Below are 24,285 nucleotides of genomic sequence, written 5' to 3'. Positions count from 1 at the left end.
CATAATATTACGGAGGTCAATAATGAGAAAATTTGAAAAATCGCATAAACTTGATAATGTCAGCTATGATATTCGTGGTCCAGTATTGGATGAAGCACAAAGAATGCGAGCCAATGGTGAAAAAATTCTTCGATTGAATACAGGAAATCCAGCTGAATTTGGCTTTCTTGCTCCTGATGAAGTCATTAGTGACTTGATTCAACATGCTGTGGATAGCGAAGGATATTCAGATTCTAAAGGAATTTTCTCGGCTCGTAAAGCGATTATGCAATACTGTCAGCTCAAAGGTTTTCCTAATCTTGATATCAATGATATTTTCACAGGTAATGGGGTTTCTGAATTGATTGTTATGGCCATGCAGGGACTTTTGGACACAGGGGATGAGGTTTTGATTCCTATGCCTGATTATCCACTTTGGACGGCTTCTGTCAGCTTAGCTGGAGGAACAGCTGTTCATTACCTCTGTGATGAACAGGCTGGTTGGTTCCCCGACATTGATGATATTCGCTCAAAAATCACAAGTAATACAAAAGCCATTGTTTTGATTAATCCTAATAATCCAACGGGTGCGCTGTATTCTAAAAATTTATTGCTTGAAATTGTTCAAGTGGCTAGAGAAAATAATTTAATTATTTTCTCTGACGAAATTTATGACCGATTGGTTATGGATGGAGCAGTTCATGTTCCGATTGCTAGCTTGGCACCAGATCTTTTTGTGGTCACAATGAATGGACTCTCAAAATCACACCGCATTGCGGGATTCCGTGTGGGGTGGATGGTTCTGTCAGGTGAAAAATCACATGTCAAGGGTTATATTGAAGGTTTGAATATGCTGGCTTCAATGCGACTTTGTTCCAATGTTTTAGCTCAATCAGTCGTACAAACTTCACTTGGTGGCACTCAATCGGTTGATAAATTGCTGTTGCCGGGTGGACGAGTTTATGAACAAAGAGAATTCATTTATAAAGCCATCAATGGTATTCCAGGATTATCTGCGGTCAAACCTCAAGCAGCTTTCTATATTTTCCCTAAAATTGACAGAGAAATGTATAAAATTGATAATGATGAACAATTTGTCTTGGACTTTTTGAAGCAGGAAAAAATCCTGCTTGTTCATGGTCGAGGATTTAATTGGAAAGAGCCAGACCATTTCCGAATTGTTTATCTGCCTCGTGTGGACGAATTAGCGGAAATACAAGAAAAAATGGAACGTTTCCTCTGGCAATATCGTAAATAATAAATAGAAAAAGATGTATGAATAATTCGTATATCTTTTTTTGTTGAGAGTAATTTTCTGACAATTTTTATTGTTTTTCATGCTTTTTTATGTTATACTGATTATGAAAAATTTTGTATAAAAACAAGAATATAAAAAAATAGGAGAACAAAGTGGCTACATTACTTGAAAAAACACGTAAAATCACCGCGATTTTGCAAGATGGAGTGACCGATTTGCAACAAGAGTTGCCATATAACAGTATGACTGAACGCTTGGCAAACGTCATTGATTGCAATGCATGTGTGATTAATACGAAGGGCGAGTTGCTTGGTTACTCATTGCCTTATAATACAAACAATGACCGTGTTGACCAATTTTTCTATGATCGTAAATTGCCTGATGAATATGTTCGTGCGGCAGTACGTATCTACGATACAATGGCAAACGTTCCTGTTGACCGTCCATTAGCAATCTTCCCAGAAGAAAGCCTTGGCGATTTTCCAAAAGGTGTGACAACTTTAGCACCTATTTATGGTTCTGGAATGCGTTTGGGAACATTTATCATGTGGCGTGAAGACGGCGAATTCACTGATGATGATTTGGTCTTAGTTGAACTTGCAACAACAGTAATTGGTGTTCAACTCTCAAATCTTAAACTTGAACAAATGGAAGAAAATATCCGTAAAGATACCATGGCAACTATGGCTGTTAACACACTTTCATATTCAGAAATGAAAGCTGTTAAAGCAATCATTGAAGAGCTTGATGGTGAAGAAGGACATGTTATTGCTTCTGTCATTGCTGACAAGATTGGGATTACACGTTCAGTCATCGTTAACGCTTTGCGTAAACTTGAATCTGCTGGTGTAATTGAATCACGTTCACTTGGTATGAAAGGAACTTATCTTAAAGTTCTTAATACTGGTTTATTTGATAAACTTGCAGGACGTAATTTCTAAAAGCCAGGGTCTTAGCGCTTTGCCCTTTTATCATTCGCTTTAGCGGATAGATAAAAAGGACAGCGTAGTGCGAAGCACGTAGGTAGCGCTTAGACTTCGGCTTCACAAAAAGCTCCTATCGCAGATGGGAGCTTTTCGTGCTTTATAAGAGTTTCAAACAAATTTTTATTAGTTTAGAACGTGAAAGTTACTAGCGAATTCATGTTAGCGCTTCGCCCTTTTATCATTCGCTTGTGACTCGCGTTGGTGCCTTATAAGTCTTTTAATCAAAATGCTATCAGGTTAGGTCAGAAGGTTGAACTTGCTGACAGAAGCCACATACATGGTTAGAGTACTATTTAGTTTCACAAACAGCTCCTATCTCAGATGGGAGCTGTTTGTGTCTTATAAAGATTATCGATTATCGATTTATAATTACTGACGAAATTATCTGTCAGCAATTTTTAAAATTTTATCAGAGATAAATTTTTCTGTCAGTAATTTTGCTTTCTATTTTTACTGACAAAAAGTTCTATCAGTAAAAAAATGACTGGTAAATGGTTTAAAATCACTGATAGACTGTTAAAATGCCGATTTTTTGTTATAATTAACAAGAATAAACTCTAAAAAATGGAGATTGAAAATATGAGTCAAATTACAGAGGAACAAGTCAAGCACGTGGCGCTTTTGTCAAAGCTTGAATTCTCGGAAAATGAAGTAAAATCATTTACCGATACTTTTGGAAAAATCATTGATATGGTTGAAATGTTAGATGAAGTTGATGGTGAAGGTGTCCCGTTTACTATGAATGTGGCAGATAATCTCAACTTCATGCGTGAAGATGTGGCAGAAAAAGGACTTGACCGTGAAAAACTCATGGCAGCCGTTCCTGAAAAAGAAGACGGCTTTATCAAAGTTCCAGCAATGCTTTCTGATGGAGGAGACGCTTAATGTCATACAATAACAAATCAATCAAAGAGCTTCATGAGCTACTTGTAAATAAAGAAATTTCTGCTCTTGAACTGACAAAAGCAACGCTTTCTGATATTTCTGCACGTGAACCACAAATTGATGCTTTTTTGAAAATTACAGAAGAAAAAGCTTTACAAGATGCCACCGCAATTGATGCTCGTGGAATTAATCCAGACGTTGTGACTGACGGAATCTCAATTGCTGTCAAAGATAATATTGTTACAGAAGGAATTGAAACAACAGCTGCCTCAAAAATTCTTGGAGGTTGGATTCCGCCTTATAATGCAACGGTTGCGAATAAATTGAGCGAATCTGGGTTAATTACAATTGGTAAACTCAATATGGATGAGTTTGCGATGGGTGGTTCTGGTGAAAATTCTTCAGTTAAGCCAACCAAAAACGCTTGGGATCAAACAAAAGTACCTGGCGGTTCTTCATCTGGTTCTGCGGCTTCAGTTGCTTCTGGTCAAGTTCGTTTATCATTGGGTTCAGATACTGGTGGCTCAATTCGCCAACCTGCCGCATTCAATGGAATTGTTGGTTTGAAACCAACTTATGGTCGTGTGAGTCGTTTTGGTTTGATTGCTTTTGCTTCATCATTAGACCAAATCGGTCCATTGGCGCCAACAGTCGAAGAAAATGCTCAACTTTTGAATGTCATTTCTGGCTTTGATAAAAATGATAGCACATCATCAAATGCTGCAGTTCCTGACTTTACAAGTAAAATTGGTCAAGATATTAAGGGAATGAAAATTGCTTTGCCTAAAGAATATTTTGGTGAAGGAATTGATGAAAAAGTAAAAGAACAAATTTTGGCAGCAGCTAAACATTTGGAAAAATTGGGTGCCATTGTTGAAGAAGTTAGTCTTCCTCACAGTAAATACGGTGTTGCAGTTTATTATATTATTGCCTCTTCTGAAGCCAGCTCAAATCTTCAACGTTTTGATGGTATTCGTTACGGTTATCGTGCACAAGACATCAAAAATCTTGAAGATTTGTATGTGAAATCACGTTCTGAAGGATTTGGTCCAGAAGTTCAACGTCGAATTATGTTAGGAACTTTCAGTCTTTCAGCAGGTTCTTATGATAAACATTTCAAAAAAGCAGGTCAAGTTCGTACTTTAATCATCAATGATTTTGCAAAAGTTTTTGAAAAATATGATTTAATCTTAGGCCCAACAACTCCGACACCAGCTTGGGACTTGGGAGCACGTGTTGATGATCCACTTTCAATGTATTTGGCGGATTTATTGACAATTCCAGTCAATCTAGCTGGCCTTCCAGGAATTTCAATTCCTGCTGGTTTTGCCGATGGACTACCTGTGGGAATGCAATTGATTGGTAAACGTTACGATGAGGAAACGATTTATCAAGTAGCGGCTGCTTTTGAAGCAACTACTGATTTCCACAAAAAACAACCGATTATTTTTGGAAAGGTGCAATAATGAACTTTGAAACAGTAATTGGGCTTGAAGTCCACGTTGAGTTAAGTACAAACTCAAAAATTTTCAGTCCCGCCTCAACAAAATTTGGTGGAGACCCTAATACAAATACAAATGTGATTGACTGGTCACTTCCTGGTGTTTTACCAGTAATGAATAAAGGGGTAATTGATAGCGGAATTAAAGCGGCTCTTGCTTTGAATATGGATATTCACAAATCAATGCACTTTGACCGCAAAAATTATTTCTATCCTGATAATCCCAAAGCTTACCAAATTTCACAATTTGATGAGCCAATTGGTTACAATGGTTCCATTGAAATTGAACTTGAAGATGGTCATAAAGCGACGATTCGCATTGAGCGCGCTCATTTAGAAGAAGATGCTGGGAAAAATACGCACGGAACGGATGGTTATTCTTATGTCGATTTGAATCGTCAAGGAGTACCATTGATTGAGATTGTCTCAGAAGCTGACATGCGCACTCCTGAGGAAGCTTATGCTTATCTGACAGCACTTAAAGAAGCCATTCTTTACACAGGAATTTCTGATGTGAAGATGGAAGAAGGTTCAATGCGTTGTGATGCCAATGTTTCGCTCCGTCCTTATGGTCAAGAAGCTTTTGGTGTGAAGACAGAAGTTAAAAACATGAACTCATTTAGCAATGTCAAAAAAGCTTTGGACTTTGAAGTCGACAGGCAAGCTAAGATTTTGCGCGCTGGTGGCGAAATTCGTCAAGAAACGCGTCGTTTTAATGACAAAACGGGTGAAACAATTTTGATGCGTGTTAAAGAAGGCGCTTCTGATTACCGTTACTTCCCAGAGCCAGATGTCCCTCGTTTTGAAATTTCTGACGAATGGATTGAGCAAATGCGTGAGAGCCTTCCAATGACGGCTAAAGCAAGACGTGCACATTATATTAATGATTTAGCTTTGTCTGATTATGATGCTCGTCAATTGACCGCAACTAAAGAAGTTTCTGATTTCTTTGATCAAGCGATTAAATTTGATACTGACCCTAAATTGGTGTCAAACTGGTTGCAAGGTGAAGTGGCTCAATATTTGAATAGTGAGAAAAAAGAACTTCATGAGATTGGCTTGACTCCAGAAAATCTGACAGAAATGATTCGTTTGATTTCAGATGGAACAATTTCTTCAAAAATTGCTAAAAAAGTCTTTATTGAATTAGCAAAAAATGGTGGTTCTGCCGAAGAATTTGTCAAGAAAGCTGGTTTGGTTCAAATTTCTGACCCTGCAGTGCTTTTGCCAATCATTCATGATGTATTTGCTAAGAATGAACAATCTGTAGCAGATTATCGTGGTGGGAAGCAAAATGCGGCGAAAGCTTTGGTTGGTCAATTGATGAAAGCAACTAAAGGACAAGCTAACCCAACGGTTGCACAAAAGCTTTTGTATCAAGAATTGGATAATTTCTAAGGATCAGCTGTATGAAACAGCTATCCTACATTTCGTTCGGTCATAAGTTAGTGGAAGACAGCAATATGAAAACTTTATTTTGTTTTGCCAGTTATAATAATAAAAAATATCCGTCCTAATTTGGAACGGATATTTTTTATTATGCTTGATAAGTATGGTAAAATGTTGGCAGAATGAGTTTGTCAGCAAATATATAAAACTCAGCTTTTAAAGGAGAATCATGCTTGAAATTAAAGATGCAACTTATTGGGCGGAGCAATTAAAATCAGGAAATCTTTCTGCCAAAGCGTTATTAGAAATGACAAATGACAAGATTCAAAAGCTCAATCCGCTCTGCAATGCGATTGTTGCTTATGATTTAGAAAAGGCAAAAGCTGATTTAGCTTTAACGAGTCAAGGTTTTTTTGCTGGTCTTCCTTTTGCTTTGAAAATGTTGGGACAAACTCATAAAGGATTGCCTGATACGGCTAGCTCTCACCTCTTTTCAGAGAATGTGGCATCAGAGGATGACAACTATGTTAAAAGACTCTTAGAAGCTGGTTTCACGCCATTTGGACAAACGAATTCTCCAGAGTTTGGCTTTAAAAACATTTCTGATTCAAAACTCTACGGAGATACACGAAATGTCTGGAATGAAGCTTATTATTCAGGAGGGTCTTCTGGCGGAGCAGCGTCTGCCGTGGCTTCTGGGATGTTTGCAATTGCTGGTGCTTCAGATGGCGGTGGGTCGATTCGGATTCCAGCCTCATTTTCGGGCTTGATTGGACTTAAAATGACGAGAGGGCGGATGCCACAAGGGCCTGATTCTTACCGAGGTTGGCAAGGAGCATCGATTTCTGGAGCTCTTACTGTGTCTGTGCGAGATACAGCTCGTTTTGTGCTTGAAATGCAGACCCTACAAGAAGCAGCACCTTATCAGGCAAAATTGTTGGACGAAAAAGAACTTATAGCGCTCACTAAAAGTACTGACCAAGCTGTCAGTAATAATTTATCAAGAAAATTGAAAATTGCTTATTCACTCCAAAGCCCGATTTCTGGAATTGAATTATCAAAAGATGCCATAAATGCAAGCCTAAAAGCAGTAGAGTTTTTAGAGCGTCAAGGTCATGAATTGACAGAAGTTGATTTTCCTATAGATGCTCGTCCTTTGATTCAGTCTTATTATCGCATGAATGCCGCTGAAACAGTGGCCATGTTAGAACCTTGGGAACGGGCTGCCGGACGAAAATTGACAAGCCAAGATGTTGAACTTTTGACTTATGCGCTTTTAGAAGCCGGAAGAAAAGCTCCAGTGTCTTCTTATATCAATGCTTTAGCTCAGTGGGATATTGCGGCTAGAGATTTTACTGACAAAATTTATAAAGATTATGATTTATTTTTGACGGCAACAACTGCTAAAACAGCCCCTAAAATTGGTCAGGAATTAATGACAGCGGAAGTATTAAAAGAAATGTCAGAAATTAGCCAATATGAATTTGAACAACAAATAGAGATTATTGAAGCCGCATTTGAGCGTTCATTAGCTTTTACACCTTATAACTTCATCAGTAATTTAACGGGTCAGCCTGCGCTTTCTCTGCCCGTTTATGTTAATGAAGAAACGAATCTGCCACTTGGAATTCAACTTTGGGGACCAAAAAATTCTGAAATTGAATTGTTGAAAGTTGCTAAAGAATTTGAAGAAGCGGCTCAATTTATTTTACCCAAAGCTTATCAATGAGTTTGATGATATTTTACTGACAGAAATTTTAAATCAAATCTGTCAGTAAATTTAAAAGAAAAACCGCCCTAAGTGGCGGTTTTATGCTAAATCCTGATTTTGTCTAAAACGTTTAATCATACGGATGGTTGTTGGAATTAAAATAGAGGTTGAACCTAGCCAAGCGGCAGGATTACTTGAGATAATTACCGTATAATTGAGTAAAAGAACACCAATGATAGCGACTCCTGCCCGCATGAAAAGCTCTGCAAAGCCACACAATGTTGGAATCTTGGCATTACCTAAGCCTTGAATTGTTGAGCGGGTAACGAATAAAATAGCTAACAACCAGTAGAAACTTCCGTTCACAAGATAATAGTGACTCGACATCTCAATAACGGCTGTTTGGTTACTTGAAATGAAAGCAGTGGTGAAATAGAAGTGAGCAAGGTTTAAGATAATGGCAAAGATAATTGACCAACCGACAGCAATTGTAAGAGCCCGTGTTAAACCTTGATTAATTCGTTTGTACTGTTTAGCCCCATAATTTTGTGCTCCAAAGGTTGCCATGGCAAGGCCGATTGAAATCATCGGGAGCATCGCAAATTGGTCAATTTTAGAAACGATGGCTTGGGTAGCGACAGCATTTGTTCCCATTTTATTCAAAGCGACTTGGAGCGTGATAGAGCCGATGGCTATGATACTTGATTGAAAGCCCATTGGAATACCAAGTCTAGCATGGTGGACAATTTCGGCACGATCTAGCCACCATAAATTTTTTGAAATTTGAAATTCGGGAACTTTTCGTTTGATGTGCCAAAAAAGAAATAATACCGAAATCATTTGGGCTAAAATTGTTGCTCCACTTGCTCCAGCAATTCCTAATTTTAAGACTAAAATAGCAAAATATTCAAAGGCAATATTTAAAATTGAGGCAGCAATCAAAGCATATAATGGCGTTTTAGAATCGCCCAAAGCCCTTAGAGCATTAGACAGATAAGCGTAGAGATTAGTGGCAATCATTCCGCCTAACATAATGCTTAGAAAGGTCTTGGCACCTTCAAAAATTTGGCTTGGGGTCTGCATAACTTGAAGCAAAGGTCCCACAAAAATAAGGGACAATATACTGAGCAAAATAGAAATCGCAATTGTAAAGTAGAGGCCCGTGACATAGGATTTTTTTATGGCTAACTCATCTTTTGCGCCGAAACGTTGGGCCGTTAAAATTGTCAAACCAGCAGTCATTCCTTGAGCAAAACCGACAATTAAAAAGTTGATAGAGCCTGTCGCTCCAACGGAAGCCAAAGCATCTTTTCCCAAGGTTTGACCGACAATCAGAGTATCTGCCGTGTTATAGAGGACCTGAAAAAAGTTACCCATAAGTAAGGGCAAAGTAAATGCAATAAGTCCTGTTAAAATATTTCCTTTAGTTAAATCTTTCATTTTTTCCCTAAACAAACTAAGTTGATTTCTTTATTTTAGCCCATTTTAGTCGTTTTTACAATAGTATTTTTGATAAAATATAAATTATTTGTAAAGGCTTACGAAAAATAGTCTGTCAGTAAAATTGACAATAAAAAATCACTGACAAAACTGTCAGTGATTTTTATTTAAAGCTGTAATTATTTTTGGATGTTAACAGCTTGAGGTCCACGAGGGCCATCTTCAACGTCAAAAGTAACTTTTTGACCTTCGTCAAGTGTTTTGAATCCATCAGTTTGGATAGCTGAGAAGTGAGCGAAAACGTCGTTTCCTTCTTCAGTAGTGATAAAGCCGAAGCCTTTAGTTGCGTTAAACCATTTAACAGTTCCTTGTGCCATTTTTGGTACTTCCTTATTTATAAATTTGTAAATCTAATTTCTTGAATAGGAATGAACCCAAAAGCACAGAACTAATCGTAAAACAAAAACTTACACTTTCATGTTATCATAGTTAATATGGAAAGTAAAGCAGAAAATCGTAAAAAAATATTACAAATGTTAAAAAAATTTTCAGACTACGAGAAAAGGCGTCAGAATAAGGATGTTTTAAAGCAGTTAACCGCTTCCTCAAAATGGAAATCTGCAAAAAAAATAGCGCTTTATATGTCAATGCCAATTGAATTTAATTTGACAGAACTTTTCGACCAATCTGACGACAAAGAAATTTTGATTCCTAAATGCTTACCTGAGCGTCAAATGATTTTTGCCAAGTATGATAAAGAAAATCTTGTTCGCTCAAAATTTGGCTTGCTTGAGCCAAAATCTGAAATTGCAGTTGAGCCTGATTTTATCCTCGTTCCAGGCTTAATTTGGAATGATGAGGGTTATCGAATCGGTTTTGGTGGTGGTTATTATGACCGGTATTTGGCTAATTTTGAGGGAACAACGGCCTCTGTGCTTTATGATTTCCAAAAAATGAATTTTGAGGCGGAAAGCCATGACATCGCAGTACAAGAACTTTTTATAGGGAGAAAAAATAATGAATTTTAATGAAATTAAACGAGATTTTACACGTTACAAGGCAACTTATATCTTATCAATTATCACACTCTTAGTTTGGTTATGGCAATTTTTTACTTATGGAATATCGGCAACTTCAGCAATTAACTTGTTCAATAGTGGAGCCATACTTGGTCAAGTTATGCTGTTTGACCCAAGCCAAATGTGGCGTTTGTTTACGGCACTCTTTATCCATATTGGTTGGGCACACGTTTTATTAAATGTGGCGACGCTCTTTTTCATCGGTCGGCAAATTGAAAATGTTTTTGGTTGGCTACGTTTTACTCTGATTTATCTTTTGTCAGGAATTTTTGGTAATGCCATGGTTTTTCTTCTGACACCTAGAGTGGTTTCGGCAGGGGCATCCACTTCTATATTTGGCCTCTTTGCGGCAGTTGTTGGTTTAGCATTTTTTACAAAACATCCATTTTTACAACAAATCGGTCGAATGTTTACTGTGTTGATTGTTGCTAACTTGGTTATGAATCTCTTTTCTTTAGGAAATGTAAGTATTTGGGCACATATTGGCGGGGCAATTGGTGGACTGCTTTTGTCAGCAATTTTTGCGCCTAAGGCTTTCATTCCATCTATTCCCAAACAATACCGTGTTTTTGCAACAGGCGCCTTTGTTATTCTCTTGGTTCTCTTTATCGGTTTACCATTTTTCAAGTAAAAATATATTTTGCTTTTGAAAACATGAAAGTGCTTGCAAAGAATCTTTAATCTTGTTAGAATAAACTTAGTTAAAAAACTTGCTGAGGGAGAAAAAAAGATGAGAATTGATAAAATAGTGGATGCCCCGAGAGAATTTATCTTTGAAAAAATAATTGATTCGTGTCTATTTGACATTGAAAAAAATACAGGGAAACGTCCGAAAGTTAGAAGCTTAAATGGTTATGAATATAGTAAGAGTTTTGGGAAAAACCAAAGAGGAAGTATTAAAATTACAGAACTGACAGAACCAAGCATTTACGCTTTTACGACTAAAACAAATCGCAATACTTTTAGTACTCGCTGGGAATTGCATAAAATTGATGACCGAAGCACTCAGGTGGTTATTGAAGAGAACCAAACATCAAATGGTTTTATTCAAATGATTAACGACAAAGCCGTTGGTTTTTTCTTGGGACGTTTTAAAAAGCGCCAAATGGTTGCTGTTTTGGATAATGTCAATCGAGCTTACAATGGTGGTAGAGCAAGATAAGTAAAGTATCAGACAATGAAAATTTTAAGACTTCCAGATTTACAAAGAAATAAGTTGTTTTCATGCGCTTTATTTTCAGTGATAAGCTAGTCGGAAAGATTATAATACTAAACTGAATTTTCAGTTTTAATGTTTGACTTTACTGACAGAATCAGCCTTGAATGATGATTTTGAATTGGAAAGAATTAAAAAGTACTGATTGCTCTAAAGAAAATGATACTGAAAGCTGTCAGTAATTTTGGGCTAAATATTTGGTCTTGAATAAAATGAAATTAAAATTTTGATTTGAAACAGCCAATTTTGGCTGTTTTTCTATTGGACGATTAGAAAAATCAAAAAAGTAAACGTTAACAAAAATGTTTTCTTATTCCTACAAATTTGTGTTAAAATGAATTTATGAATGCGAATACAAAAAATAATAAAGAATTTTTAGATTTGGCAACTTATGCCTTTCATAAGCCTAAAACAAAGGAACGGGCAAAAGCTTTTGACAAATTACTTGGATTTTCAACTCCTTATGGCCACTACGAAAATCAAAAACTCACGTCAATGGTGATTGACTCACACTTTAATGTTTATTGGAAAAATCAAGAAGTCAAAACTTCTGGAATTGGTTATGTTGCCAGTTATCCTGAGTTTCGAGGCAATGGAGCCATTCGACAATTAATGACCAAAAGTTTGCGAGATAATTATGAAAAAGGAGTGATTTTTTCATATTTAGCACCATTTTCATATGCTTTTTATGAAAAATTTGGTTATCATTATGCTTTTAATCAAAAACATTATCGACTAGCAGCTCAAGATTTTCCTAAAGGTAAGAGAAGTGCGGGCGAAATTAGTCGAGAAAAGTTTGAGTTTGATGATGAAAATGCTAGTGAATTTTCTGTCAGTAAAAATACAGCCCTTTTTAAAGTACTGACAGAAGTTCATCAAAAGGCTGATAATCAAGGCTCACTTGTTCGCTCTCCAGAACTTTGGTCTTACTTTTTCAGTTTTAAATCACAACCTCACTGTGCGATTTATCGCGAAAATGGTAAGGCTTTGGGCTATCTTCTCTATGAATTTTCAGAAATGACATTTGTTATCAAAGAACTGATAACTTTGACTGACGAGGCAAAACAAGCATTTTATCGTTTTATTTCAAGCCATGCCGGTTCATTTTCGGAAATTAGTTGGCAAGCACCCTCAGATATTCTCCTTGAAGAAGAACTGACAGAGCCACAGCGAGCGGAAATTAAACTTGTTCCTTATATGCAGGCACGGATTGTTAATTTACAGGAATTTTTAAAAGTACACGGTCAGCCCGATTTTTCAGTTGAAATTACTGACGAAACTATTCCTGAAAACAATATTAGTCTCGGAGAAGGAAAAAGAGAAAAAATGACCATTGGCCAATTTACGGCAAAAATTTTAAAAGAGAATCAGGCAATTCTTCGTGAATATTTTTAAAAAAGTTACTGACAGTTTTGTCAGTAACTTTTTTGGTTAAGCTTAAGAAATATAAAAATTAAAAAATTAGAATATTGTTGGAGGTGGAATTTGTTTGTTACGATAATGTTACTGGCCGAAATTGGTATAGGTCAATTCGCCTTACTTTAAAGATTTTAACGAAAGAAAGCGTTAAACCTATCTAAAAATGAGAATTTATCGTTAATGTTTCAATTTAAGAAACATGTTTTTTTTGAGATGATATCGCTTGCAAAAACGAAATGAAAGCCTTATCATAGACTTAAGGTTTATTTCAGAAATAAAAAAGGAAATAAACAAATAAGAAAAAGGAGAAAAAAATGGGAAAATTAGGGGTATCTATCTATCCAGAACGATCAAACTTTGAGGCGGATAAAGCTTATCTTGATTTAGCGCATCAATATGGATTTAAGCGTGTCTTCACTTCTTTACTCGAAATTGATGGAGATAAAGAAGGGGTTCTTGCAGCTTTCAAAAAAGTTGTTGATTACGCCAATCAGTTAGGAATGGAAGTCATGGTGGATATCAATCCAGGTCTCTTTACACAACTTAACATTAGTTATGATGACCTCAGCTTTTTCCATGAAATGGGTGCAGATGGAGTTCGACTTGACATAGGATTCACAGGAGCCGAAGAAGCCAGAATGACCCGAAATCCTTACGGAATCAAAATTGAAATCAACATGAGTCAGGGAACAACCTATGTTGCTTCAATAATGGATTACTCACCTGATACTGAAAAACTGTTGGGAAGTCATAATTTCTACCCACATCGTTACACAGGATTGGAATTTAACCATTATCTTAAATGTACAGAAAAATTCAAGGGCTATAATTTAAACACCATGGCCTTTGTCAATTCGCAAGCAGCAACATTTGGTCCTTGGCCAACTCAAGATGGCCTTTGTACTCTTGAAGACCATAGAAGCCTTGAAATTGCGACACAAGTTAAACATTACAAACTCCTCGGTGGAATTGATGATGTGACTATTGCCAATGCTTATGCGAGCGAAGAAGAACTTAAAGCGATGAGCCAAGCATTTAATGCAAGCATGCCTGAGATTAAAGTCGTTCCACGTGAAACAATCAGTGAAAATGAACGCAAATGTCTTTTTGAAGCGACACATAGCTACCGTGGTGATAAATCAGCTTATATGCTCCGTTCAACAATGACAAGAATCACTTATAAAGACCTTGAATTCCCCGCTCACGATACTGATAAAATTCAACGTGGCGATGTCATTATTGACAACGAAGGCTATGGTCAATATAAAGGTGAAACTCAAATCGCCTTACGTGAAATGGAAAATGATGGTCGAGTCAATGTCGTTGGACGTATCGCTGATGATGAATTATTCCTACTCGATTTCCTAAAACCATGGAGCTCATTTAAACTTATCGAGAGCAAAAAATAATCGATAATCTATGCCTGTCAGTACTGACAGAACCTTAATTATGTTCAAAAAGTTTTTTTGAAAGTTATTTATTATTATATTATAAAGGAGGAATTCCATGAACGGAATTACTGCGTGGATGGAGAAATATCTCGTCCCTGTTGCGGCAAAGATTGGGTCTCAAAAACACCTAGTTGCGCTGCGTGACTCATTTATCGGTATGTTGCCAGCAACACTTGCTGGTGCCTTAGCTGCCATGATTTCAGCTATCGTGACAACATTCCCGTCAGCTATCCAACAAATGATGTTGGGAGCAACAGCATTCTCAAAATTAGCACCAGAGAAAGTCTGGACACTTGCTAATACACCAATCATTGGTGATTTGAACAATATTTCAGCCCTTGTTAACCAAGGAACACTGACAGTTATTGGTCTTATCTTTGCCTTTTCTTGGGGTTACAATTTGGCCCGTGCTTACGGAGTCAATGACCTCGCTGGTGGTATCGTATCAGTTGCAACCTTATTTGCAGGTTTGCCAAACCAAATGGGTAAATTTACAGCAGCCCTCGGTACAGGTAAAGCTGGTGTAGCAGCAACTGACAAGCTTAATGGCGTTCTTGGTGATCAAGGACTTGCCGCTTGGAAACCACTCTTTGCCTCAGCTCACCTCGATGCTGGAGCTTACTTCACAGTTATTATTATGGGTGCCCTTGCAGTTATTATTTATGCAAAACTCATGCTTGCTGACATCACAATTAAGATGCCAGAATCAGTTCCACCTGCAGTAGCAAAAGCTTTCTTAGCAATCATTCCTACAATTGCAGCACTTTATATCGTTGGTCTAATCTACTACATCATTGGTAAATTGACAAATGACTCTGTCATTAACCTGATTACCCACTATATCGCAGAGCCATTCCAAATTCTGTCACAAAATATCTTCTCAGTACTGATTGTTACACTCTTTGTTTCAGTCTTCTGGTTCTTCGGACTTCACGGACCAAACGTTTTGGCACCAGTACTCGATGGTATCTGGGGACCTCTTGGACTTAATAACCAAGCCCTCTACTTCCAAGTTCATTCACAAGGTATCCGTGACTTGATTGCTAAAGGTGCGGTTGATAAAGCACACGCCATTAATGGTGACTACGTTAACCTTTGGGTACGTGGTTCATGGGATGCCTTTGCATGGTTTGGTGGATCAGGTGGTACAATTACACTTGTTATTGCAATCATCCTCTTCTCTAAACGTAAAGACTACAAGATTGTTGGACGTCTCGGACTTGCACCTGGTATCTTCAACATCAACGAACCAGTCCTCTTCGGTCTGCCAGTTGTCTTGAATGCAATCTTCTTTATTCCATTTGCAGTCGCTCCATTGATTTCTGTAATCATTGCCTATACTGCAACAGCCCTTCACTTGGTTGACCCAGTTGTCAATGCTGTGCCATGGGTAACACCACCAATTATGAATGCCTTCATGGCAACCGGTTTTGACTGGCGGGCAATTGTCCTTACAATTATCAACTTGATCATTACCTTTGTTATCTGGGTACCATTCGTTATCGCAGCTAACAAGTTGGAAGAAACTGAACTCGACTAAATTTGAAATTAATGGTAGAGCAAGTAAGAAAACTTGCTCTACACATTTTTTGTTAAATCTGGTAAGATTTATAACATAAACCTTATCAGATGTGATAAAAAACACTCATAGAGGAGGAAATACTATGATACTCGTAAATTCTGCAATGATGCAAAAAGAAATTATTCAACTTTTAGAAGAAAATGGCTTTAAACATACAAAAAAACAAGGATTAAAACTTTTCTTTGAAACACCAACAGATGATGCAACGACTGACGCAGCAATGGCTAAACAGCTAATTAAAGGAAGCTCATTTGGAGCAGCTGTCTTCTTTAATGTGAGTGTTGTATGAGTACCTGGGGCATCGCTTTTATCAGTTTAGGTCTATTGCTTGTGGCTTATCATAACTGGCTTGGTTTAGCAATCGTTTTAATTGGCTTGGCAATGATTCTTATTGCACGCAGCCAAAAAAAGAAAGCCAACAAAATAGAAGCAGAAAATCAACAAGCACATAAAGATATAAAAATAAAATCAAGAAAATAAAGTTGTCTTTTAAGACAACTTTTTTAGGACAATCACGTAAAAATAAAAAAACAAATTCCAAAAGATAAAACAAAATAAAACGGTTACAAATGTTATAATATAGACTATAAACAAGTAATGGGGGAATAAAATGGAGCACAAAAAATTAAAAGCATTTCCAAATGATTTTCTATGGGGTTCAGCTTCGGCAGCCTATCAAGTTGAGGGAGCACCTTTTGAAGATGGCAAAAAAGCCAGTGTCTGGGATAATTTTGTCCGTATTCCAGGCAAGACTTTTAAAGGAACGAATGGGGATGTCGCTGTTGATCATTATCATCGCTATAAAGAAGATGTGGCTTTAATGAAAGAGTTGGGCCTTAAATCCTACCGTTTTTCAATTGCTTGGACGCGGATTTTACCTGACGGACGTGGCGAAGTCAATCAAGCAGGCTTGAAATTCTATGAAGATTTGATTGATGAGTTGATTGCTAATGAGATTGAACCAATTGTCACGATTTATCATTGGGATTTGCCCCAAGCCTTAGAAGATTTATATGGTGGTTGGGAATCACGAGAAATTATCGCAGATTTTGTTAACTATGCTGAAGTTTTGTTTAATGCTTTCAAAGGTAAAGTAAAATATTGGGTATCGCTTAATGAACAAAATATTTTTACAAGTCAAGGTTGGTCACTCGCGACTCACCCACCTGGAAAAAGAGATATGAAACTTTTTTATCAGGTCAATCATATTGCTAATCTGGCAAACGCTGCAGTAATCAATAAATTTCATGAACTTGAAATGGATGGACAAATTGGCCCTTCGTTTGCCTATACGCCACAATATGCTAAGGATTCTGACCCACTCAATGTTTTAGCGGCTGAAAATGCAGAAGAGCTTTATAGTCACTTTTGGATGGATGTTTATCTTTACGGAGAATACCCAATTGCGGCAATGGCTTATTTACGTGAAAATGGGCTAGCACCTGAATTTGAAGCTGGGGACGCTGAACTTTTGAAATCAGCTAAACCTGATTTTCTAGGTATTAATTATTACCAGACAGCTACTAACGCATGGAATCCAGTTGACGGAGGAGTTGGAGTCGGTTCCTTTAATACAAGTGGTAAAAAAGGAACAACCAAAGAATCAGGAATTCCTGGCCTCCATAAAAAAATTCAAAATCCTTTTATTGACCGAACAAATTGGGATTGGGAAATTGACCCTGAAGGCCTGAGAATTGCACTTCGTCGTATCACTTCTCGTTATCGTATTCCAGTGATGATTACAGAAAATGGCTTGGGCGAATATGATAAAGTTGAAGATGGAAAAATTCATGATGATTATCGAATCAAATATCTAGAAAGTCATGTTAAAGCAATCAAAGAAGCGATGACGGATGGAGCAAAAGTCATTGGTTATCACACTTGGTCTTATACTGACCTTCTTTCTTGGTTAAATGGCTACCAAAAACGTTATGGTTTTGTCTATGTTGACCAAGATGAAACAATGGAAGGTTCATTGAAACGGATACCGAAGGATTCTTATTACTGGTATCAACATCTCATCGAAACAAATGCTGAAGAAGTCTAAATGAAAAGCGCTCTCTGAGTGCTTTTTTTATGATATAATAGAAAAAAACAAATGAGGTAAGAGATGAAAATTCGTGGATTTGAAGTGGTAACTAAATATAAAAATGCTGGAATTAATATACCAAAACGTTCAACTGAACATTCAGCAGGTTATGACATTGAAGCAGCTGAAACCGTTAGTTTTGCGCCAGGGGAAATTAAATTAATTCCAACAGGCTTGAAGGCCTATATGCAGTCAGATGAAGTACTTTATATGTATGACCGTTCATCAAATCCTCGTAAAAAAGGCTTGGTTTTAATCAATTCAGTAGGTGTTATTGACAAGGATTACTATAATAATCCTGATAATGAAGGGCATATGTTTATGCAGATGCGTAATTTCACTGATGAAGAAGTCCTAGTTGAAAAAGGGGAGCGCGTGGTTCAGGGAGTCTTCATGCCTTTCTTGGTCGCTGATGGCGATGAAAATCAAGAAAAAGAAGAACGGACTGGTGGTTTTGGGTCAACAGGAGCCTAATCCAAATTAAAGTAATTTAAGAAGCGCAATAGCGCTTTTTATTTTTGCGAACAGAAGTTTTAAAGCCTATTCTTATTACCTGTGTTAAATCTTATGTTTGTCACAAGCAAAATGTTAGGACATCTGGAGATGCTCTATTGTTCTGAGGAAGAACTATAGCTATCTTAAGTTTCACTTGCTTATAAATTAGGCGAAAGCTAGTAAGACGAAATATTGTTTAGCCTTAGTAGCTATGCTATAATAGTATTATGAATAAACTGCGTATCCTCCATTTGAATGATTTACACTCTCACTTGGAACGTTTCCCTGTGATTGAGCGTTTTTTTGCGGAAAAATCACATGAAGAAGTTGAAAGTTTGTCTTTCGACTTGGGTGACAATGTGGATCGGGTTCATCCTTTGACGGAGGCAACAGAGGGACAATTTAATGTTGAATTGATGAATCGTTTAGATTTGACGGCGGCGACAATAGGTAATAATGAGGGACTGGGACTGACACATGAGATGCTTTCTCATCTCTATGATGAAGCTAATTTTCCTGTTCTCTTGTCAAATTTGGCGACAAATTTTGCACAATCTGAGCCTTTGATAGTCACGACTTCATTTGGCTTACGAATTGGATTAATTGGTTTGACAGCCCCTTATGTTCTTGCTTATCCACAGGCGGGCTGGGAATTGTCAGACCCTTTTGTGGTTTTAGATGAACTTTTACCAAAACTGGATTGTGACTTTACCATTTTACTTTCTCATTTGGGTAAGAATGTTGATGAGCAAATTGCAAAGGATTATGATGAGGTTGACTTGATTATTGGAGCTCATACACATCATTTATTTGAACATGGTGCTCAAGTTAATCAAACCCTTCTTGCAGCTGCTGGACGCTATGGCGAATATGTGGGGCAAATTGATTTAACTTTTAATGAAAATAATCAATTAGTTGATGCACAAATTGAAGCGACAGCAACCAATACGCTTCCTCAAAGAAAATCGGATTTGGTAGAAACCAATGGTTGGGAACTGAGAGGGCATAAACTCTTAGAAGGAACAGTCGTTTCTGATTTACCTGAAGCCTTACCTAATGTTTTACCGGATTTCAAAGCAAGTCATTATTTGGCAAAAATCTTTGCGGATTATGGAAATACAAAAGTTTGTCTCATGAATTCCGGCTTGTTGGTGACGGATGAATTACCAAATCATTTAACTTTAGATGATTTACATGAATTTTTACCCCATTCGATTCGTTTAGTTCGTTTCACATTTACAGGTGAAGAACTTAGACAAGTTTTGCTTGAAATTATGGATGTTTCGGATTTCCTTGCCACCCAAAAAATTCAAGGAATGGGTTTTCGTGGAAAAACATTTGGTTCTCTTATATTTCATGGAATTGAGCCACACGAAGGTAATTTTTACATAAAAAATTCGGAAAATCAGTCACTTGAAAAAATTTCTGATGAAGAGAGTTATCAAATTGTTTTACCTGACCAATATTTGTTTGCTTGGTATTTCCCTTTATTGAAAAAATTGGGAAAATCAGAAATTTTATTCCCTTATTTCTTACGAGAAATTGTAGCAGAACATTTTAAAAATAAATAGAAATAGAAAAATTAATGGCTAAAGTAATAGACGAAAGTAAGTTAAATTATAATAAATATCCTGGCGAACATGTTATGGCAGTAGGGGAAGTTGTTCAAGTTGGACAACGAACTTTTCATATTGTTCATAATTATCGTGAGGCTTTTGATGCGGAAAAATTAGAACAACGCTTTTCTGATGTTTTAGATAAGTATGATTATATTGTGGGAGATTGGGGCTTTGAGCAATTGCGTTTGAAGGGTTTTTTCTCAACCAGTCGTAGAAAAATGTTGGCAGACAATAAGATTGATCATCTTGAAGATTATGTCAATGAATATTGTAATTACGGTTGTGCTTATTTTGTTTTACGGCGGATTCGGACAAAAGATGAAGCCTTTGTTTCTGAGAAACTTTTTACCGAAAAAGAGTTGAAGCAAGGATTTGATAAGCCACGTCGTAAGAGAAATCGTAATCGCAATCGGGCGCGTGATGAGCAGAAAGTTAATGCTAAAGAAGACAAACGTTCAGAAAATTCATCAGAAGCTCGTAAAGATTTTAAAATTCGTGAAAAATCTACTGACAGAAAACCAAAAGTTACTGACAAAAATAAAAAAGTTTCTGTCAGTAAAAAATCTCAAGAGAGAAAAACAGACAATAAAAAACAAAATCCAGCTAAAGATTCTGATAAAAAATTTACAATGAAAAAACGGAATCCTCGTAAAAAAGTTGAGCAAACAGAGACTAAAAAGCAAGAGAATCAAGGCTTTGTCATTCGTAATCGTAAAAAGGATTGAGGATTTTGTAAAAGTTATTTGACGGTCAGCCAACTTGTCAAAGACTAAAAATTATCGTAGAATTAACATTTATGGACTTCTAAGTGATTTAGTTTTTCATAAATAAATGATAATAATTTAAATTGATTTTATGAGTGTATTCAAGGGATATGAAAAATTGCACGATTAAAATTTAAGATACTTAAGGAAAATAATGACAGAGAATACAATAACAGAAACGCGTCCTTCAATTTATGGATTGACACGTGACCAATTAATTGAATGGGCAATTGAAAATGGAGAAAAGAAATTCCGAGCAACTCAGGTTTGGGATTGGCTTTATCGTAAACGTGTTCAATCTTTTGAAGAAATGAGCAATTTATCAGCTGCTTTTATTGATAAACTTAATGAGCATTTTATTTTGAATCCATTAGAACAAGTTGTTGTTCAAGAATCTGCTGACGGAACAGTGAAATATCTATTTATGCTCCCTGACAAGATGATGATTGAAACAGTTTTGATGCGTCAATCTTATGGTTTGTCTGTTTGTGTGACAACTCAAGTAGGTTGTAATATGGGTTGTACTTTCTGTGCTTCTGGGATTTTGAAAAAAGAACGTGATGTGACTGCTGGGGAAATTGTCAGCCAAATCATGCTCGTTCAAAAATACTTTGATGAACGTGGTTTAGATGAACGTGTTTCACACGTGGTAGTTATGGGAATTGGTGAACCTTTTGATAATTACGAACATCTAATGAACTTCTTGCGTGTTATTAATGATGATAATGGACTGGCAATTGGGGCCCGTCACATCACAGTTTCGACTTGTGGATTTATGCCAGCAAAAATTAAAGAATTTGCGCATGAAAATCTACAAATTAATTTAGCAATTTCACTTCATGCTCCAAATAATGAGTTGCGGACTTCATTGATGCGTATTACTCGTAACGCACCACTTGAAAAACTTTTTGATGCGATTGACTATTATACAGAAACAACCAATCGACGTGTGACTTACGAATATATTATGCTTTCTGGTGAAAATGACAGTCCAGAAATTGCTCAACAGTTGGCTGATTTGATAAAACCTAGAAATAAATTGTCTTATGTTAACTTGATTCCATACAATCCAGTTGCGGAACATATTAAATATGAACGTTCAACAAAAGATAATACGGCAAAATTTTATGATGTTTTGAAGAAAAATGGCATTAACTGTGTCGTTCGTCAAGAACATGGAACAGATATTGATGCAGCTTGTGGACAATTACGTTCAAAACAAATTAAGAAAAATAAGGCTAAATTAGCCTAATAAAAAACTGCTGACCAGGCAGTTTTTTTATTTCCGCTTTTGTCAGTAAAATATTTCGGAAATAACTTATATTTAATAAAAAAATAAATATAATGAATAAATATGCTATGCAAAAGTGGAAAAAATTTGCTAAAATATAAACAAAGAAAAAACGGGTGTCTGCTCTACTAGACTTGGAAATTGATGCAAACAATTTCAGAGAAACTATTCAGCTACATCTCATAAGAGGAATAGAGGAGTATCATGGATTACGTAAAGCTCAATAAATCACGACACAAAGTAAAAAACTTTGACGGTAAAAAAATTCCCACAGTGGATGTTAAACAAATTATTTCTGCAGCAAGTTTAGCTCCTTCTGCCCACAATATTCAAAGTTGGCATTTTGTCATTGTAGAATCAGAAGAAAAACGGGAAGCATTACTTTCTGAAGTTGATCCTGGCAATCACGAACAAATCAAACAAGCTGGTGCAGTCATTGTCCTCTTTAGCGATACAGATTTAGTTGAACGTTCTCGTGAGATTGCTAGATTAGGGGCTGGAGAGTTGGATGATGAACAACTTCTGCGCTTCAATAGTCGTTATCCACAAATGTATGAAGGATTTGAAGAACTTCATGAAAGTAATTATCTTTCTATCAATATTGGTTTGGTTACAATGAATCTTGTTTTGGCTATTAAAAATTACGGTTATGAAAGCAACATCATCATGGGCTTTAATCGAACTCAAAAAGTGAATGAACTTTTAGAAGTTGAAAAACGTTATCGCCCAGAACTAATTATTCCGCTTGGAAATTCAGAAGATAAAGGAAAACCAAGTTACCGCCTACCTCAAAGTCAAATTATGGAAATTCGATAAAAAAAGGAGTTCATCTGAACTTCTTTTTACTTATGAAAAAAAGCCATTATGTTCGCAACATTGGGTCTATTTTGCTAAAATGGAGTAAGATATTTGATAAGTCATTATCAAAAGAAATGAATGAATTATCGAGAGGAAAGAGAAAAAACATTGCTCACATTTTGGCAGGATTATCCCGAAATTCAGAATAAATTAAAGGATGTTCAAGCGCTCATGATTGAGCGTTTAAAAATTAATAATCAAGAGATAGAAGCAGCACTAGAGAAATTTGCATCACGTGGCGGGAAAATGGTTCGTCCTGCGCTTTTTTTGCTGTTCGCTGGGATTGTCCCTAATGGCTCTAAAGATGAAGAGAAGCTCATTAAAATCGCTGCATCATTAGAGATGCTTCATTCAGCAACATTGATTCACGATGATATTATCGACGACTCTCCTTTAAGACGTGGTTTACCGTCAATAGAGTCACAATTTGGCAAAGATGTAGCTGTTTATGCTGGAGATTTTGTTTATACTGTTTATTTTGAATTATTGATTGAAACCATGAATGGGACAAGTTTTGTCGCTAAAAATGCTCAATCAATGAAAAAAATTCTTCAGGGTGAATTGACTCAAATGCAATCTGCTTTTGACAAAAATAATACAGCGAGACGCTATATGAAAGCAATTAGCGGAAAAACAGCTGAATTACTGAGTCTTAGCTGTTTAGAAGGTGTTTATTTTGCTGGCGGGGATAAAAAATTACAACATTCTGCCCGTAAAATTGGTCGAGCAATTGGTCTTGCTTTTCAAGTTTATGATGACATTTTAAATTTTACAGTAGGACTTGATGAAGCTGATAAACCTATTTTGACAGATTTCCGTCAAGGGATTTATACATTACCTTTACTCTTGGCTCGTGAAGTAAATGATGAAGCGATTGCTCCTTATTTAGAAGCGCCAGAAAATTTGTCAAGACAAGAATGTTTAGATTTAGCAGAATTAGTGACAGAATCAGGTGGGATAGCAGGAGCGCTCCTTGTTGCTGGAGGATTAACAGAACTGGCTTTGAATGAAATTCGGAAATTACCAGAGTCGCCAAATCGGCAGATTTTAGAAGAAGCAACACAAATTTTATTGGAAAGAAATTATTGAAAACCTGTCACTGACAGGCTTTTTCATAGGAAATTTTACTGACAGCTATTCGGAAATTTTTCTGTCAGTAACTTTTTTATCTCAAAATTTCTGTCAGTAACTTTTGAGATAAAGCTTTCAAAGCTAGTATTTCTCTAGTTTGATTTTAAAAGTTTTGATTTAAAATGTGATAAAATAAGAAATA

At 36.5% G+C, this 24,285-nt stretch carries 23 protein-coding genes; 21 read left to right on the top strand and 2 right to left on the bottom strand.

The features are described 5' to 3' along the window. The first annotated feature begins 22 nt into the window (after positions 1-22). The 6 genes from AB6B24_RS06240 (at position 23) to AB6B24_RS06215 (ending at position 7,727) form a co-directional block, all read left to right on the top strand. Positions 23-1,237 carry a pyridoxal phosphate-dependent aminotransferase gene (locus tag AB6B24_RS06240; RefSeq protein WP_311805432.1) on the top strand — a complete coding sequence of 405 codons (1,215 nt, stop codon included), beginning with the start codon at positions 23-25 and terminating at the stop codon, positions 1,235-1,237. Between the two features lie 152 nt (positions 1,238-1,389). Then, on the top strand, positions 1,390-2,178 hold the full coding sequence (codY, locus tag AB6B24_RS06235) for a GTP-sensing pleiotropic transcriptional regulator CodY (RefSeq protein WP_003129722.1): 789 nt from the start codon (positions 1,390-1,392) through the stop codon (positions 2,176-2,178). Between the two features lie 624 nt (positions 2,179-2,802). Then, positions 2,803-3,108: an Asp-tRNA(Asn)/Glu-tRNA(Gln) amidotransferase subunit GatC gene (gene gatC, locus AB6B24_RS06230; RefSeq protein ID WP_010905163.1), complete on the top strand. Its 306-nt coding sequence runs from the start codon at positions 2,803-2,805 to the stop codon at positions 3,106-3,108. Continuing rightward, on the top strand, positions 3,108-4,574 hold the full coding sequence (gene gatA, locus AB6B24_RS06225) for an Asp-tRNA(Asn)/Glu-tRNA(Gln) amidotransferase subunit GatA (protein ID WP_311843987.1): 1,467 nt from the start codon (positions 3,108-3,110) through the stop codon (positions 4,572-4,574). Before gatC ends, gatA begins: the two co-directional genes overlap by 1 nt. Further along, positions 4,574-6,007 (top strand): Asp-tRNA(Asn)/Glu-tRNA(Gln) amidotransferase subunit GatB, encoded by a 1,434-nt coding sequence (gene gatB / locus AB6B24_RS06220; protein ID WP_003129725.1) that lies wholly within the window; start codon positions 4,574-4,576, stop codon positions 6,005-6,007. Before gatA ends, gatB begins: the two co-directional genes overlap by 1 nt. Before the next feature lie 220 nt (positions 6,008-6,227). Beyond that, complete coding sequence (locus tag AB6B24_RS06215; RefSeq protein ID WP_311805428.1) at positions 6,228-7,727, top strand: amidase family protein; 1,500 nt, start codon at positions 6,228-6,230, stop codon at positions 7,725-7,727. An 81-nt stretch (positions 7,728-7,808) separates the two neighbouring features. Here the strand turns inward: AB6B24_RS06215 and AB6B24_RS06210 are convergent, their stop codons facing one another. Further along, on the bottom strand, positions 7,809-9,149 hold the full coding sequence (locus tag AB6B24_RS06210; RefSeq protein ID WP_311805426.1) for an MATE family efflux transporter: 1,341 nt from the start codon (positions 9,147-9,149) through the stop codon (positions 7,809-7,811). A gap of 179 nt (positions 9,150-9,328) precedes the next feature. Continuing rightward, complete coding sequence (locus AB6B24_RS06205) at positions 9,329-9,526, bottom strand: cold-shock protein (protein ID WP_003129735.1); 198 nt, start codon at positions 9,524-9,526, stop codon at positions 9,329-9,331. Between the two features lie 117 nt (positions 9,527-9,643). Here AB6B24_RS06205 and AB6B24_RS06200 point away from each other — a divergent pair, with 117 nt between their 5' ends. The 15 genes from AB6B24_RS06200 to AB6B24_RS06130 all read left to right on the top strand — a co-directional run bounded on the left by AB6B24_RS06200 (position 9,644) and on the right by AB6B24_RS06130 (position 24,101). Then, the gene (locus AB6B24_RS06200) at positions 9,644-10,177 is read left to right on the top strand and encodes a 5-formyltetrahydrofolate cyclo-ligase (RefSeq protein WP_195935951.1); all 534 of its coding nucleotides are present in this window, start codon (positions 9,644-9,646) and stop codon (positions 10,175-10,177) included. After that, positions 10,167-10,859 (top strand): rhomboid family intramembrane serine protease, encoded by a 693-nt coding sequence (locus AB6B24_RS06195; protein WP_047206720.1) that lies wholly within the window; start codon positions 10,167-10,169, stop codon positions 10,857-10,859. Before AB6B24_RS06200 ends, AB6B24_RS06195 begins: the two co-directional genes overlap by 11 nt. Positions 10,860-10,958: 99 nt before the next feature. After that, positions 10,959-11,390: a DUF3284 domain-containing protein gene (locus tag AB6B24_RS06190; RefSeq protein WP_012897013.1), complete on the top strand. Its 432-nt coding sequence runs from the start codon at positions 10,959-10,961 to the stop codon at positions 11,388-11,390. Positions 11,391-11,786: 396 nt separating this feature from the next. Beyond that, complete coding sequence (gene eis / locus AB6B24_RS06185) at positions 11,787-12,839, top strand: GNAT family N-acetyltransferase (RefSeq protein ID WP_311805420.1); 1,053 nt, start codon at positions 11,787-11,789, stop codon at positions 12,837-12,839. A gap of 338 nt (positions 12,840-13,177) precedes the next feature. After that, positions 13,178-14,272 (top strand): DUF871 domain-containing protein, encoded by a 1,095-nt coding sequence (locus AB6B24_RS06180; RefSeq protein WP_311805418.1) that lies wholly within the window; start codon positions 13,178-13,180, stop codon positions 14,270-14,272. A gap of 97 nt (positions 14,273-14,369) precedes the next feature. Further along, positions 14,370-15,854 carry a PTS sugar transporter subunit IIC gene (locus AB6B24_RS06175; protein WP_012897016.1) on the top strand — a complete coding sequence of 495 codons (1,485 nt, stop codon included), beginning with the start codon at positions 14,370-14,372 and terminating at the stop codon, positions 15,852-15,854. 124 nt (positions 15,855-15,978) lie between these two features. Then, positions 15,979-16,185 carry a hypothetical protein gene (locus tag AB6B24_RS06170; RefSeq protein WP_010905174.1) on the top strand — a complete coding sequence of 69 codons (207 nt, stop codon included), beginning with the start codon at positions 15,979-15,981 and terminating at the stop codon, positions 16,183-16,185. Further along, the gene (locus tag AB6B24_RS06165) at positions 16,182-16,376 is read left to right on the top strand and encodes a hypothetical protein (RefSeq protein ID WP_012897017.1); all 195 of its coding nucleotides are present in this window, start codon (positions 16,182-16,184) and stop codon (positions 16,374-16,376) included. Before AB6B24_RS06170 ends, AB6B24_RS06165 begins: the two co-directional genes overlap by 4 nt. Positions 16,377-16,506: 130 nt before the next feature. Then, positions 16,507-17,943 carry a glycoside hydrolase family 1 protein gene (locus AB6B24_RS06160; RefSeq protein ID WP_029344720.1) on the top strand — a complete coding sequence of 479 codons (1,437 nt, stop codon included), beginning with the start codon at positions 16,507-16,509 and terminating at the stop codon, positions 17,941-17,943. A 63-nt stretch (positions 17,944-18,006) separates the two neighbouring features. Further along, positions 18,007-18,459 (top strand): dUTP diphosphatase, encoded by a 453-nt coding sequence (locus AB6B24_RS06155; protein WP_038598673.1) that lies wholly within the window; start codon positions 18,007-18,009, stop codon positions 18,457-18,459. Between the two features lie 248 nt (positions 18,460-18,707). Then, positions 18,708-20,051: a bifunctional UDP-sugar hydrolase/5'-nucleotidase gene (locus AB6B24_RS06150; RefSeq protein WP_311805415.1), complete on the top strand. Its 1,344-nt coding sequence runs from the start codon at positions 18,708-18,710 to the stop codon at positions 20,049-20,051. A 14-nt stretch (positions 20,052-20,065) separates the two neighbouring features. Further along, a complete protein-coding gene (locus AB6B24_RS06145; protein WP_015081911.1) occupies positions 20,066-20,824 on the top strand; it encodes a YutD family protein in 759 nt (252 codons plus the stop codon). Positions 20,825-21,017: 193 nt separating this feature from the next. After that, entirely contained in the window at positions 21,018-22,115 is a 1,098-nt protein-coding gene (gene rlmN, locus AB6B24_RS06140) for a 23S rRNA (adenine(2503)-C(2))-methyltransferase RlmN (protein ID WP_038598683.1), read from the top strand. A 243-nt stretch (positions 22,116-22,358) separates the two neighbouring features. Next, entirely contained in the window at positions 22,359-22,970 is a 612-nt protein-coding gene (locus tag AB6B24_RS06135; protein WP_038598686.1) for a nitroreductase family protein, read from the top strand. Positions 22,971-23,120: 150 nt separating this feature from the next. After that, the gene (locus AB6B24_RS06130; RefSeq protein WP_269889295.1) at positions 23,121-24,101 is read left to right on the top strand and encodes a polyprenyl synthetase family protein; all 981 of its coding nucleotides are present in this window, start codon (positions 23,121-23,123) and stop codon (positions 24,099-24,101) included. The last annotated feature ends 184 nt before the right edge of the window (positions 24,102-24,285 follow it).

Source organism: Lactococcus sp. AK05 (assembly GCF_041026685.1).
Taxonomy (GTDB): domain Bacteria; phylum Bacillota; class Bacilli; order Lactobacillales; family Streptococcaceae; genus Lactococcus; species Lactococcus lactis.
The sequence above is the reverse complement of the archived record's forward strand: the minus strand, read 5'-3'. Positions and strand labels throughout refer to the sequence as shown.